The organism is Sporomusa sp. 246TCP1 (genome assembly GCF_057319775.1).
In genome coordinates, this window is sequence record NZ_CM170492.1 from 4,165,655 (window position 1) to 4,180,765 (window position 15,111).

A 15,111-nucleotide genomic window follows, 5' to 3' on the forward strand; every position below is an offset into this window, starting at 1 on the left:
GAATCCAGGTTTAAAGGTACGCTTGAAGAGATGCTTGAAGCAGAGATGGACGAACACCTTGGTTACCAAAAACATGATTTGGCAGGGAATAACAGTGGAAACAGCCGGAACGGCTATGGGAAAAAGACCCTACAAACCGAGCTTGGTGAAACTGAATTACGTGTCCCTCGAGACCGAAACGGCACATTTGACCCTCAAGTGGTAGAGAAACGACAGACAAAATCGGAGGATTTAGAAGGCCGAATTATCGCGATGTATGCGAAAGGGATGTCGAACCGTGACATTGAAGACCATCTGCGTGATATCTACGGAGTAGAAGCGTCGGCCAGTCTTATCAGCCGGATCACCGACAAAATCATGCCAGCGGTACAGGAATGGCAGGTCAGACCCTTGGATGGCCTCTACCCTATCGTATTTTGGGATGGCATCGTGTTCAAAGTACGAAAAGATGCCAAGATTATCAACAAGTGTGTCTATTCGGTGTTAGGTATCAACATGGATGGCAGAAAAGAGATCCTGGGCATATGGATGTCGGAAAACGAGAGCGCCTCTTTCTGGCTGACCATCTGTAATGAGTTGAAAAATCGGGGCGTGCAGGACATTTTGATAGCCTGCCGGGACAATTTGAGCGGTTTTTCGGATGCGATAGCCACGGTTTTCCCAAAAACAGAGCAGCAGCTCTGTGTCATTCATCAAATCCGCAACTCCACAAAATATGTGCCATACAAGGACATTAAGGCGGTTATGGCCGATCTGAAGCTTGTCTATGGAGCGCTATCTTTAGATGATGCCGAGTACCGGTTAGAGGAATTTGGCGAGAAATGGGGCAAGAAATATCCTCAGATTGTAAAGTCCTGGGAGGCAAATTGGACAGATCTTTCCACCTATTTTAAGTATCCAGAAGAAGTTCGGCGGCTCATTTATACCACCAATGCAGTGGAGGGGTTTCATCGGATGCTGCGCAAATATACCAAGACCAAGACGATCTACCCTACCGATGATGCTGTCAGAAAGTCAGTTTTCCTGTCGATACAAGAAATTACCAAAAAGTGGAGTATGCCAGTTCGTGATTGGGGAATTATAATAGGGCAACTCATGATATTTTTCGATGGCAGGTTCCAGCGATCGCTTAGTGCTTAGTCACGGGGGCTCAGCCCCCGAACCCCCGAGGTTTATCGCTTTTGTTTTCCAAGGCGGCTATCAGAAAGGCGACGCTCTCGTGAGCATCGCCGCCTCGCCTAACCTCATACGCCGCTCGGGTCGCACCTCTGCGTTGCCCTATCCTGCATATGAGTAAAAGCATGAGTAGGTTACCCAATAATCTGAACGATTATTCCATTTACACGGTTTACGAAACACTCCCGAACAACCCGACATGAATATCAATAATATGCAATAAAAAGTAACTGTAAAAAACAGCACAATATAATATTGACACACCCCCACCTAACAAACCCTTGGCAAAGATATCCCTGCCCTTACTATTCAGATATTCTCCGCCCGCTAAAAACAATCCGCCAAGAATGAAGAAAGAAGCCCCCTTCATATAATCAGTAAACCAAGTCGAATGGACATATTTCCCCGCTGCCCCTACGCCAAATAAAATCAAAATAATACCTATTTTATTAATCCAATTTAGACCGATTTTCATTTCCGTTTCATTCTGTCGAATTCGTTTTTGAATGACCTCTTCTGATACTCCTTCTGCCCCTAAAGCATCAATCTGTGTCTGTATGCCATTCGCTACCTCCTCCGAGTTGACACCAAGCTGCTCTCTATGCCCGCGGATTTTTTCACCTAAATTTTGTGCCCATTGATTCAATTCACTCACAAAACGTTCTTGCTCACTACCCAGATTCCTAACTGCTGCATTTCTTAACTTAGCAATTTCTTTTTCTGATTGTCGTTCTAGAGCTATGAGGCGGTTTTCGCAATCATCAATAGTAGATTTGAAATAAGTATCTAACTTATTCCGGGAAATCTTTAGTACATTAAGTTTTTCATCCAAAATTTGTTCTTCGAGACTTATTCTTAATCTCTGATTTTCCGTTGTCACACTTTCATACTTTACTTCTAGATGATCCAATCGTCCCTTACACTCTGCTAATTCCTTTTGTAACTCTTCATTTTGACTAACTAATCTATTGAAATCATAATCCTGTATCAGTCTCTCATATTCCTCCAATATTTTATGCTGACCTTCCTTAAGATCCACTAATCTTTTCTGAATCTCCACGATACCCCCCCTGTCGCACAATAAAGCTTTAACATCTACTAAATCATACCATAATGTAGTTATCACATTTTCTGGTTAGTAAAAAAATATAACTCTTGCTATAGACATGTTACTTGTATATATTTTACGCTCCTACGTAAAAATAGTCATAACTTACTTTTTCAGTAAGTTATGGCTATTTTCTCTACCTTTTAAAATATATCCTGCTATATTTTTACAATACCTTAACAAAAGTTTCGCCGTTTGATGTGTTACGGGTGATTCCCTTCTCAGTATCAGGTATAACGGCAAATTATTGTCGGTATAGTAATAGTAACAAGATACTACTGGACCGTTTGGAGGTGTAAATTTTGAGTATAACAGAAGAATTGGTACGAATTCCGGCAGATACGGCTTTTCTTGAAGGAGAACTTAGAATACCCGCTAACTCGCAGGGTATTGTACTTTTCGCCCACGGCAGCGGCAGCAGCCGTCACAGTCCTCGCAACAATTATGTTGCACGTATATTAAATAATAATGAACTGGCAACTTTGCTTATGGACTTATTAACACCTGAAGAAGATAAAAATTATGACACAAGGTTTGATATTGAGCTACTTACGCAACGGCTAATCATAGCTACCGATTGGATGCGAAATAAAATACAAACTCAACGTCTGCCTATAGGCTATTTTGGGGCAAGCACCGGTGCTGCAGCGGCTTTGAAAGCGTCTGCTATGCAAACTTCAGTCCAGGCAGTGGTATCGCGTGGCGGGCGGCCTGACTTAGCAGGGGATGACTTAAACCGAGTAATCGCTCCTGTTTTGCTGCTTGTTGGTGGTCATGATTTTGACGTAATCGAATTGAATGAACAGGCCTTTACCCAATTACAATCAACTAAGAAGCTCATCCTCGTACCAGGCGCTACTCATTTATTTGAAGAAACTGGAACCCTTGAGCAAGTGGCCAGTCAAGCCGCTGACTGGTTTAGAAAATATCTGGCTTCAGCAAAGTATTAGACAATTTTTATCTATACCGCTGCAAGTCGCTTCTTAAAGCAATTAATGTAAAGGAGTCTTCAAATGGAAAATAATAGCCAGCAAACAAATACACCTGCCTCTTTCCCACCTCAGCAGCAAAACCAACAACCAGGCAGTGAACTTGCTATGACCCCTCGCCCGATTTCAGTTAAGCAAGACTATAAGCCTTGCGGTAAATTAGAAAAAAAAATAGCATTAATCAGCGGTGGTGATAGTGGAATTGGACGAGCTGTTTCTCTTTTGTACGCGCTGGAAGGTGCTGATATCGGCATCATTTATCTCAATGAACATGCTGATGCAAATATGACCAAAAGTGATATCGAAAAACTTGGGCATCGCTGTCTTCTCCTTGCCGGTGATGTTGGAAATGAAGAGTTTTGTAAATATGCTGTCACTCAAGTAATTAACGAGTTTGGTCATCTTGACATCCTAGTCAACAATGCTGCGGAACAGCATGTCCAAACAACCCTGGAGAATATTACCGCTGAGCAATTGGAACGAACCTTCCGCACGAATATTTTCTCGTACTTCTATCTCAGCAAAGCCGCCTTACCTCACTTAACCAATGGATGTGTAATTATAAATACAACATCCATTACTGCTTATGAGGGTCATGAGTTGTTGATGGACTACGCAGCCAGCAAGGGCGCAATCGTCACTTTTACCCGCTCACTCGCGCAGTCACTTGTTGGAAAAGGTATCCGTGTAAACGGCGTTGCTCCCGGACCAATATGGACACCCCTTATTCCTGCCTCGTTCAACGAACAACACGTAGCCCAGTTTGGGCAAGATACGCCGATGAAACGCGCCGGGCAGCCGGTCGAGGTTGCACCGTCCTATCTCTTTTTGGCCTCACAAGATTCCTCCTATGTAACAGGGCAGATACTGCACGTCAATGGCGGAACCATTGTAAACGGCTAGCGTAATTTACCCGTCTGGTAGTCTTTGACCATCATTTCATCAAAATCTTTGACAGAACTAACTACATTATTGCTTCCCTTAAATGTACAAAAATTATGCCAAATTCATGCATAATTTGGCATAATTTCACCAGTTTCTTCCTACCAGGTAAGGCTTTCAGTCAGATAATCATTTCTTGCCTTATGGTATTTGCTAATTCTAACCCTTTTAAGACTTCTACTATTGTTAGTGCAAAGTGCGGTGAAGTACCCGGTCCACGTGAAGTAATTATATTACCATCAATAATTGTACTGTCTGGCACACTTGTATCTGCACCTTGTAAATGCTGCTCATGCCCAGGATAACAAGTAGCTGATTTCCCTTTGAGAAGCCCTAATTTACCTAAAATAGCCGGAGCTGCACATATTGCTGCAACCCATTTTCCCTGTTCCACAGCTTTTAATAGCTGTTCATTTAAACCAACATGTTTGTCCATAGTTTGCGTTCCTTGCAATCCCCCCGGAAGTATTATCATGTCAACATCCGAATAGTCAACACTCTCATATAACACATCCGCTATAACCGTAATATTATGTGCGCCAGTTACTTCCTTTTTCCCCATAATAGAAACCGTTTGAATAGTAATACCTGCTCTGCGTAAAATATCAACGACACTAATTGCTTCTATCTCCTCAAATCCATCCGCTAAATGCAATAATACTTTCATTTCCATACATCCTTTCATTATTCATTTCACTGACACTTTAGATCTACAAGTTCCGGAAAATTTCAAATCCTATAAAAATCGCCTCCAACCTCTGTATGAAAATTACTTACTATTTTTCATTTTTATTTTTCCAGTTTAACCCATCTATATATAGTCTTATTATAGTATCGTTGCAAGCACGTGACAACCTACTGTATGAATAAATACAACTATAATTTATAAAACAGCCCTGAAGCTCGCATAAACGGGCAAGAAATCAAGGCTGTTAAATTATCGCTCCATGGGCCTTCACAAAAAGTCCAACGGCTAATCCAAAGCCAAAGATAATAATGCTAATTCGCAATAGCTTTTCATTTACCCGCTTCAATGCGTAGGCTCCTATCTGGCCCCCTGCAATAGAGGCAACTGAGGCCACCATAACTTGCGTCCACGCAACATCCCGGGAAAAAAGAAAAATCAAAACAGCGGAAGCGTTCATTACTCCAGCCAATACATTTTTAGTCGCTCCCGCCTTGCGCACATCCAAACCTGCAATTGTCAAGGCAGCCAGCATTAAGATGCCAATGCCTCCACCAAAATATCCACCGTAAACGGAAATAGCAAACTGCATGGCTAAGGAAGTACCCGGCCCTAAAGGCTTTGAATTTCCGTTTGTTTTCCGGAAAAAGCTTCCCCATAAAAAAACAAATGTAGCAAATAGAACCAACCACGGTACCAAAAATTCAAAAATCGAAACAGGAGTCATCAACAAAAGAAGAGCACCAAAAACACCGCCAATCAAACTAACGCCAAACAAAACCTTAAATGATAGTTGGGGTAAACCTGAAACATTCTTTCGGCCGGCTAAACCAGTTGTAATCTGCCCCGGAAAAAGTGCAACAGTTGATGTAATATTGGCCGCCCGCGCGTCCAATCCTGTAAACATCAGTGCTGGAAATGTAAGGAATGATCCTCCGCCAGCTAATGCATTTTGAATACCTGCACAAAAAGCTGCAATAAAAAGAACAACAAATGTTATCATAAATTAAAGTACCACCTTCATTACCTATCTTTCAGCGAACAAGCTTTTGATAATGTAGTTATTCGAGATTTATATGCAATATTGGCATTCCTCCCCTAATTTGGCGGAGCCAGATATAAAAAGTCCCCGGCCTCTTGTCATTAACAACTACTTTTATAATACAATCTTCTTGCTCTTAATCCTGTTTTTTAATGCCGTTGCTCTCTATTTTGCCAATGCCAATTCATTCAATTTACTTAAAGTTGTCCTCTGACCGAGAACAATCATAATATCACCGGCGCTTATAACTTGTGTTCCCGGAGGATTAGTGATTAGCTTATCATCCCGCTTGATGGCTACTACAATCGAATTGAATCGTCCTTTAATATCATTTTCAATGAAGTTTTTCCCCACTAATGAAGATGTTGGCTGTACCGTAACCTCAGCAATATCCATATGTAAATCTTGATTGTAAAACAAGTTTTCGACAAAATCCATAATCACAGGTTTTATCATAGCCGAAACCATCTGCCGCCCCCCCATTACAGATGGGAAAATAACTGTGGTAGCCCCTGCACGACGTAGCTTTTCTTCTGCTTCCGCTCTATCAGCTCTTGCTACAATCGTCATCTCTGGATTGAGACTTTTCCCGGTAAGAGTGACATATACATTATCTGCATCATGAGACAAAGCTGTAATTAAGCCTTTTGCCCTTTTGACGCCAGCTTGTAATAATATTTCATCAAGCGTAGCATCTCCATGAATGGTTAACACTTTTTCTTCACACAACTGTTCATAGAGTTCCAAATCCTTTTCAATGACTACAAAGGCCTGCCTTTCATCCTGCAAACGCTGAATCACATTTCCCCCAACCTTGCCGGCGCCACATACAATAATATGATTATCTAAACTCGCAATACGCCTATTCATACCCTTCCTCCCAAAAAAATCTTTTAATCTTCCTTCTATCGACATGCTGATTACTAATGTAAAAGTATAATAAGCCATCCCGACTCCAATAATAATAAACAGGCAAGTAAACATTCGGCCAGCCGCTGATTTTGGAACAATATCACCAAAACCAACAGTAGCGATTGTTACCACCGCCAAATAGGTGGCATCATAAAAGGATAGATTTTCTAATGACATAAAACCAATAATACCGACTATTAAAATACCGATAAAAAAAATAAGTGATAATTTTAAACGATCTAAATGCAACTATCTCACCCCCCTTTACTTTATCGTACTGCCTATCATCTTAGTTTAACAATACATTCATTGTACGTCAAAAATCCTTCCAGCAATATGCCGGAAGGATTTATCTTTAGCTTCAGAAGCAACCTTCCTTGGGGGAATATTCATAAAAAATCAACCGAATTGCAATAATAACAAAACAATCTTTATTCAACAATTTTAAATACACTTTTTAATGAACTCTGATCATCAAATGCTGTTTGGTATTCTTCCAATGTATACACGCCGCCAATTAAGCCTTCCATAGATACCAGTTTTTTATCCAATAATCTAAGAGCTGCATCCATGGGACCGCAACGGGATCCTACTAAAGTGATCTCTTTTACTACCCATAAGGTGGGATTTAATAATGCCTGGTCGTGATAAGTACTTTTCAGCACCACTTTTCCCATCGGTTTTACTATTTTTTGCGCATAGCTTAGGCCTGCTTGATTCCCTGTAGCCTCTACTACTACATCAAAATAACTCTCATAGTCAACTTGGGCAATTAACTGGACCCTCGCCTTGTTTTTAAACAAAAGCAAGGATTTTTCATTTCTGCCTAATATAGTTAAATCACAGCCAGTAAGGCTGAGTACCTGTCCTATCAGCTGTCCCAGCTTGCCATTTCCCACAATGGCTACCTTATGATTTGGCTTGATATGGCATTGGTTGGTAATTTCCAGCGCAGCAGCCAACGGTTCGGCAAACACTGCTTCTAAATCAGCAACATCATCAGGAACCAGATGCAGATTTGCCAGCGGTAAAGTAATATATTGAGCAAAGGCTCCATCCTTGTTAGTAATACCTAGTACTCTACGGTTTTTACAGTGGTTACTGTAGCCTTGACGACAGCGTTCGCATTCTCCGCAACCCAGGTTAATTTCGCCAACTACGCGTTTACCAATATAAGTTGAATCCTCTGCCTCTTCCACTACTCCCACAAACTCGTGTCCTAAAATTCCCTGAAAACCTTTATATCCCTTAATGATTTCTTTATCTGTATTACAGATGGCTCCATAATGAATTTTAATTAGAGCCTCACCTTTATCTCTCCTAGGCTGAGGATAATCTTCAATAAAGGTTAATGCAGCATCGAAATATAAACACTTCATTTTCGCATCTCCTTTTACACATTGTTATACCCTTGCTGCTCTTAATAGTTTTAATCATGAGTATTCCGTTGCTCAATTCAGCATTCATTGGCTAACTTTTTGGAGACTCATACAACTCTATCTTTACTTCGAACATCCGGTTCCAGGGAAAGGCAAGCTTGAAATTATTCAAAAGATACTCAGGAAAATTGGCGGCGGCGAAAGCCCGCAGCCGTCGCTCGGTCTCGATCGTAATCTGGGGAGTTAACTTATCGAGATAAGACCAATTGCCGCCAAGTGGGAAGAGCACTTCTGTCCCTACCGAGCCCCGAACATTAGCCTGATAAGCCCAGTCGTCCAAAAGTCTCACTGCAAGAAGCCTGTTCTTGTCCACTGGTGCCATCTCACCGGCCAACATTCCCTGGCCGATCGCATAGCCGATAGTATTGCTCGCAGTGTTCCAACCCGAGTAGGACTCCAGCTTAAACAGCAGCCCGCGTTTGCGCAACTCGGACATAAAGGCGTTATCCGCGCCGTTGGCAAAAGCAATATCTGCCACAGCCAGCCGGTGCCCGGATGCCGCCTCAAGCGCGGCATCCGCTGCCAAAGCGACGGGTGCCGCCCTAAACTGGCCGCGGTTAAAATTGCTATCGGCCTCATGGGTAACACCATCTTCAGGCGTATTTACCGCCAGCGTCAGGTCAGCCAGCTTTGAATTCAGCGGTATGCCGCCAGCAGCGAAGATATGGGCGTTGATCGTCTGGCCAACCGCAACATCCTCATAAGAAGGCACCGTGTCCCGACCAGCACCGGGAGCAAACAATACCCGCACTATTGGCGTACGAGCTGTGGCATTATTGATCGCCCTCGTCACCATTAGCATTCCAATCTCATCAGCTCCAGGGAAAGAGGCGTATTTACTCATCGGAAGTTCAGTCGTCTCTGCAGCCAGATGGCGAGACTCCATATGTGACTGGGAATAAGGCGAACAATCATCTCTCCCCATCAACAAATAAGCGAAGGTATCGTTTTTAGCGTAATCGATTAAACGCCGGTTAGCAATGAAGTTCTTCTCCCTCCGGGCGTACCAGTCGGTCAATATTGCTTGCGGCACCTTGTCCAATAAGCCACGCAGCTCGCTTCTTTCATCACTCTTCAAGCCACGAGTCTCAGCCTGATCACGCAAGGCGGTAATTCGAAAAATACTCGGCCCATATGCTTCGTAGTAGGCCGGTTCTTCTCCGCCTTCGCCAGATTTAGGCGTACGCATAATGGTAGAGAAAATATATATATTCATTGCCGGATTAAGAGCTTTTAACTTGGCGAAATTAGTAAGCCTGTCCTCAATAACATTCATGGCAATGGTATGCGTACGCGATCCCACTAGGTTACCATACAAGAGAGAATCAGCTGATAACACCACCCTGTCGGCAATGGGGGCGTGCTCAAATAGCCACCTCCACAGGCCATCCGGATCGCCCGGCTCATTGCGACTACCTAGCAGGACCGCTGGTGGTGCCACAATATCCACACCCACTGCCTTAACCGTGTCGACTACATAATCCAGATTAACCGGACGATCATCCATTGGTATATAAACTATGGTCTGAGCGCTGACGGGAGTGACAGCCAACCAAAAAACAGCTATCACCGTCAGCAAAAGAAATTTGTATTTGCTCATAGCATCCTCCCTGTAGAATTTTTGTAAGGCTCTCTTGAATCCAATACTTGGAAATCCTCTCTTTTTTTTATAAGAAAAGAAGTTCCATGTTTTCTCGGTCATATTTTTTTTAGCTCCACTCCCCATTTAATTCAAATAAAAAAACGTATAGCTCAACTACATGAGCTATACCTGTTTTCTATCAGGAAGGGATTAACTCCTGCTATATATTTACATAAATAATTCTCAAAATTTTCGTCTCCCAGCGCGACGTTCTCCATATCACTGGAAAAGACGATTTTATATTAAAACAAATGTTAACGTGTCAAGGGTCGGGATAGAGGTCATAGTGTCAAGGGGACAAAAGTGTCAAGGGGACAGGTCCTTTGACACAACTGACTTTCGCACCATTTCCCGGTTTAGACCCAACTCGGCTGCAATCCCTCTTAGAGACAGATTAGATTTAGCCAGCAGCAGCTTTATTAATTCCCCTCTCAGTGGCTTATTGCTTATATTTTTCAGATCAATAATTCCTATACCTTTTTCAGCCAAATACCTGTTAATATATTCAGTAACGTTGAACTGATCTAATTCCTTCTCTTCACTAACTTCCAAAAAATTTCCGCTAATAAACTCATGATTGAACCGTACAAACTCTTTACGGGCTTGATCATGGGAATTTGAAAAAACACCCAATATTTCTTCAGTATCCGTTAATTTTTTATCAAGACCTATATATTCCCTATAGCTACTCCACTTGTACCCCTCAATAGTTCCAATTCCAGCCTTAATAGGATTTTGATGAACATACCTTATGGCTGTTAGTAAATAGCTTTCATCTTCAATATTTTCACTCTTAAATCTTTCCTGAAACACGTGCCCGATTCGCTTATATTTTTTGTTGAAATAATAGGAATAGCTTGCGGCAATCCTTTTAACAATACTTGCTATTGTGTCATTACCTTCTTTGATGATTAGGTGGATATGGTTATCCATTACGCAATATGCATAGAGGAAAAATTTTCCGCACTTCTTTTTATCTTCCAGTATAAGAATAATTTTGGACTTATCTTCTTCTCTGAATATTTTTTCCCGATTATTACCTCGTAGTATGATGTGGTAAATCTGCGTTTGGCTTTTTATTCGAGCATATCTTGGCATACTTAATCCCCCCTAAAAACTGAGTATGCTATCCGCTTTTCAAAATGTCAATGTACCTGTCCCTGTGACATTTGGTTGTCCCGGGCATGTTGTTGCCATTTTTACTGAACAACTGTGTAGCAATCCAGCGATCCGTTGATTTATCTAGCAGTTCCCTATACATTACTTCGTTGAGTCGCAATTACTAGTGGTTTTTATCGCTAAGCCCGAAATATAGGATTAGCGTTGCTTAATATATTGGTTACAAGCAAAGCCACGGCAACTACATCACAAAGGCACTGTAATTTTAGTCTGCAAACCAATAACAGGTTATTGGCTTGCAAAAGCTCATCCCCTATCAAATTCTCATCATTTTTATTACATCCCTTGCGCCAATTCAATAGCGGCCTCCTCCATAAGCGGTTTACTGAAAATATACCCTTGTATACGATCACATCTGTACTCCAACAATATTTTTAACTGTTTCTCGGTCTCCACACCTTCTGCTACCAGGGTGAGACCCAAAGTATGACCTAAATTAATAATTGCCCCCACTACATGCAACTGTGCCTGGTCATTAATAATCTCGTCTATAAACGATTTATCAATTTTTAGTACCCCTACCGGTAAACTCCTTAAATAAGTTAATGATGAGTAACCAGTACCAAAATCGTCTAGCGAAAGTATTACTCCGATCTCTCGCAATTGACATAGCTTGAGAATAGCATGATTCACCGATTCAATAAAAACACTCTCGGTAATTTCAATTTCAATCTGCCCCGGCTCTATACCAGCATTCTCAATGCAACTGCGAACCTTATCCACAAAGTTATCTGATACCAACTGCCGTAGGGAAATATTCACCGCCACATGAATATTTCCCTTCCCCATATCTGATAATCGCCTGGCAAAACGACAAGCCTCTGTAAGCACCCATTCACCGATAGGCACAATAAGACCAGTTTGTTCCGCTAAAGGAATAAAGCGATTAGGTGGCATAAAACCATGGTCAGCACTGTTCCACCGCAGCAAAGCCTCGAAACCAACCAGATACTCTCCCGCAGAAGCAAACTGTGGCTGGTATTGCAGCGAAAACTCCCCAAGTTCCAACCCTCGTCGCAAACCATTGGTTAGCACCATTTTTTCATTAGTCTCTTGGAGCAATACCGGCTCGTAAAAACGCCAACAGTTCTTCCCTGCTTTCTTAGCAGCATACATAGCAATATCAGCTTTTTTAAGGAGATCTTCTGCCATGCCGCCATCATCAGGATATACTACAACCCCAACACTAGCTGATAAATGTACTCTTTCATAAGCTACTCGGTATTCCTTACAGAGTTCACGAATAACATTACCAGCAATTTTAGCTGCTTTATCCCGGTTAGTTTCCCCTGGCACGACAACAATGAATTCGTCGCCGCCTATACGAGATATAAATGCCCCTTCCCCGACTGCCGCTACAAGATACTGGCTTACTGTAACAAGAACATCATCACCAAAAGAATGCCCAAAATTATCATTGATTTCTTTAAATTCGTCTATATCAATAAACAAAATAACACCAGATGACTGACCGAGATGAACCCTCTCCAGCATTGCCTTTAGATACAAATTCAAATTCACGCGATTAGGTAAACCTGTCAATGTGTCATGAAATGCAATCTCGCTAATCCTCTTCTGTGCAGTATCCTGTTCCAAGGCCACAGATGCCAGATCAGCAAACTGATGCAGGCCGGCTAAATCCTCCGCTTTAATAGACGTAGCGACTTCACTCCAACTAATTGTAAGAATTCCACTTACCTTACCGGCTTGTTTCAGCGGAACAGCGATCACACTACTTGCTGAAGGTTTTAATGTTTTATCAAAACTCCGCTTAGGATGGGCACGATAATCGGCAATGTAACAAATCTTCCCCGTAAAATAAACCTGTCCCTGTATCCCTATATTGACCGGTTGTGGCTGCATAATTTGCGCTCTATTGATTCCGATGCCGTAATGGATATAAAAATTTTTCCCGCGATCATCGAACAAACCAATATAACCTGCTACAGCATTAAGCAGTTTTATTGCATTATGCAGAATTATTTCAAGAATATCTTCCCTTTCACCGGCTTGCCGCTGTGTTAAAAGACCGGTTATCGCTCTGTATTGCCGTTCACGTAGTATTAGATTTTCCTCAGTTTGACGCCTAGCTAAATTTTCATCATTCAGACGCTGATTTGTATCCTCCAGTATTTCATTTATGGCTGCCATTTCTTGATTGGCAGCCTCCAATTGAGCTGTCCGTGCCTCAACCAGGCCTTGTAAACGCTCGCGATGTTGGCACAATTCATATACCATCTGGTTAAAATTCGCGGCCAAGATGCCAAATTCATTAGCAGAGTTAACTGTTAGCTCTACGGCCAAATCACCATCTTTAACCTGATTAGTAGCGTGTACTATATCTATAAGAGGATTAGTCAGTCTACGTGAGAACCACATTGTTAATAGTGCTGAAAATACAATAACCGATATTCCAACAAGAGTAGAATTTAACGTTACGTAATCCATAAAGGCCATTACAGTTCTTTTTTCTTGTACTACAATCAAGCTCCAGGGTTTGGACTTTCCCGGAATGGAAATAGCCCTGTATGCACACATGTACTTCTCGCCATTAGTGTCGGTGTATTCTCCTGCGCCGATCTCGCCTGCTGTAACTTTAGCGACAATAGTTTGCAAAGAGGGTGCAAGTTCAAAGGGGATTTCCTCCGTAACTTCGTTATTTTTGTCGTCCCTTAGTGGTATGCCAGCCATATCTCTCAATAATACTTTTTTCTTCATTGTTTTATAATTATACAGTTCGGCAGCCTGTTGCCTATCTGGATGAACAATCACTACCCCTTCTCCATCTAAAAGGTAGGCATAGCTTTCCCCACCCGAACTATAGTTCTCTACCATCTGCTGCAATTGCTTTATTTCGATATCTGCCAATAGAATCCCGTATAACTTACCCTGTGAATATATCCCCTGAATAATTGATGTTACCGGAGAGTCAGAAAATATGGAATAATAGCTTTGGGAAATATACGGTTGTCTTTCCGCGATAAATTTTTTAAACCACCACCGCTCAGATCTGTTGACCAAAGAGCCACTCGTTTTAGCCGTTTGGTCTCCATTATGGTCTTGAATAGTCAAAACCTGGTAAAATGGGTATTTTCTTTTAATCTCTGTTAATAATTGATATTGTTTTTGGGGATCCAGGTTTTTCAAATCAGGATATTCAGCTATTAATTGGTTGACATTATATGCATTCTGCATAAACTGAGCGATATTAAAGGCCAGGCTTTCTGTCGTAGCCTGAAGGTTATATTGCATTTTGCTTTCATAATCTTCTGATATCAAAAAGTGACTAATCATCAGTGTAGAAACCATCGCAAGTAATATTAGTGAACATATAATTAAGGTCAATTGATGGCGAATTGAAAACTGCATATAATTAACTACACCCCTAAATTAAAACCATACTTTCTGTCCTTTACGAACAAAAGTTTACAATTTCTTGCAATTCTTGAGAATCGGAGGCCTTAGTTGCTTATTTGATATAATCATATATTCTAACGAAATTTATTAATCCCTTCGACAAACTACGAAACTTTGCAATAATCTACGTTTTGTATCGCTATATATCAATATGTCAATGGACCTGTCCCTTTGACATTGAATTTAAACATAAAAGGGGCTGTAGAAAACTTAACGATAAGTTTATCCACAGCCCAACTTTATATGAATTTGCTAATATAAAGATAGTACAAAAGACCGCTCACATAAGCTGATATCACTGAGCCTACTTCTTCTTGTTACGAAATTGAACTGGTGTCATTCCATGTTTTTTCTTAAATAATCTGTTGAAATGTTCCACGTTCTGATAACCTACGCTATCAGCAATCTTTTCAACTGTCATGTTTCCATTTTTCAAAAAAGTACAAGCCTTTTTCATCCGGACATTTCTAACGATTTCGCCAAATGTCCCCCCTGTCTTTTCCTTAATATACTTTGATAGATACGGGATTGACAAATGCATCTGGTCAGAAAGTTCCACTAACGTAACTGTTAAGTAATT

General features: G+C 41.4%; 12 protein-coding genes and 1 pseudogene. 3 read left to right on the forward strand and 10 right to left on the reverse strand.

All coding sequences use genetic code 11. The features are described 5' to 3' along the window. Positions 1-9: 9 nt before the first annotated feature. Positions 10-1,140 (forward strand): annotated as a pseudogene (locus AC1ECB_RS19675) (IS256 family transposase); the annotation flags it as partial. A gap of 208 nt (positions 1,141-1,348) precedes the next feature. On the opposite strand, the gene AC1ECB_RS19680 reads toward AC1ECB_RS19675, so the two are convergent. Next, positions 1,349-2,236, reverse strand: a complete 888-nt coding sequence (locus AC1ECB_RS19680) for a DUF2339 domain-containing protein (RefSeq protein WP_485665377.1) — start codon at positions 2,234-2,236, stop codon at positions 1,349-1,351. Between the two features lie 350 nt (positions 2,237-2,586). Here AC1ECB_RS19680 and AC1ECB_RS19685 point away from each other — a divergent pair, with 350 nt between their 5' ends. Further along, on the forward strand, positions 2,587-3,234 hold the full coding sequence (locus tag AC1ECB_RS19685; protein ID WP_485665378.1) for a dienelactone hydrolase family protein: 648 nt from the start codon (positions 2,587-2,589) through the stop codon (positions 3,232-3,234). 63 nt (positions 3,235-3,297) lie between these two features. Continuing rightward, the gene (locus tag AC1ECB_RS19690) at positions 3,298-4,176 is read left to right on the forward strand and encodes an SDR family oxidoreductase (RefSeq protein WP_485665379.1); all 879 of its coding nucleotides are present in this window, start codon (positions 3,298-3,300) and stop codon (positions 4,174-4,176) included. A 160-nt stretch (positions 4,177-4,336) separates the two neighbouring features. On the opposite strand, the gene AC1ECB_RS19695 is transcribed toward AC1ECB_RS19690, so the two are convergent. The 9 genes from AC1ECB_RS19695 to AC1ECB_RS19735 form a co-directional block, all read right to left on the reverse strand. Continuing rightward, on the reverse strand, positions 4,337-4,882 hold the full coding sequence (locus tag AC1ECB_RS19695; protein WP_485665380.1) for a DJ-1 family glyoxalase III: 546 nt from the start codon (positions 4,880-4,882) through the stop codon (positions 4,337-4,339). 265 nt (positions 4,883-5,147) lie between these two features. Next, complete coding sequence (locus AC1ECB_RS19700) at positions 5,148-5,903, reverse strand: sulfite exporter TauE/SafE family protein (protein WP_485665381.1); 756 nt, start codon at positions 5,901-5,903, stop codon at positions 5,148-5,150. A 204-nt stretch (positions 5,904-6,107) separates the two neighbouring features. Beyond that, the gene (locus tag AC1ECB_RS19705) at positions 6,108-7,103 is read right to left on the reverse strand and encodes a potassium channel family protein (RefSeq protein WP_485665382.1); all 996 of its coding nucleotides are present in this window, start codon (positions 7,101-7,103) and stop codon (positions 6,108-6,110) included. Between the two features lie 182 nt (positions 7,104-7,285). Further along, complete coding sequence (locus AC1ECB_RS19710; protein ID WP_485665383.1) at positions 7,286-8,233, reverse strand: MDR/zinc-dependent alcohol dehydrogenase-like family protein; 948 nt, start codon at positions 8,231-8,233, stop codon at positions 7,286-7,288. 91 nt (positions 8,234-8,324) lie between these two features. Further along, complete coding sequence (locus AC1ECB_RS19715) at positions 8,325-9,995, reverse strand: DUF4127 family protein (protein WP_485665384.1); 1,671 nt, start codon at positions 9,993-9,995, stop codon at positions 8,325-8,327. A 246-nt stretch (positions 9,996-10,241) separates the two neighbouring features. Next, the gene (locus AC1ECB_RS19720) at positions 10,242-11,033 is read right to left on the reverse strand and encodes a transposase (RefSeq protein WP_485665385.1); all 792 of its coding nucleotides are present in this window, start codon (positions 11,031-11,033) and stop codon (positions 10,242-10,244) included. Between the two features lie 200 nt (positions 11,034-11,233). Further along, positions 11,234-11,413 carry a hypothetical protein gene (locus AC1ECB_RS19725; RefSeq protein ID WP_485665386.1) on the reverse strand — a complete coding sequence of 60 codons (180 nt, stop codon included), beginning with the start codon at positions 11,411-11,413 and terminating at the stop codon, positions 11,234-11,236. Further along, the gene (locus tag AC1ECB_RS19730) at positions 11,391-14,483 is read right to left on the reverse strand and encodes a bifunctional diguanylate cyclase/phosphodiesterase (RefSeq protein WP_485665387.1); all 3,093 of its coding nucleotides are present in this window, start codon (positions 14,481-14,483) and stop codon (positions 11,391-11,393) included. The genes AC1ECB_RS19725 and AC1ECB_RS19730 overlap by 23 nt, the downstream gene beginning before the upstream one ends. A 352-nt stretch (positions 14,484-14,835) precedes the next feature. Continuing rightward, positions 14,836-15,072 carry a helix-turn-helix domain-containing protein gene (locus tag AC1ECB_RS19735; RefSeq protein ID WP_485669374.1) on the reverse strand — a complete coding sequence of 79 codons (237 nt, stop codon included), beginning with the start codon at positions 15,070-15,072 and terminating at the stop codon, positions 14,836-14,838. Positions 15,073-15,111: the final 39 nt, after the last annotated feature.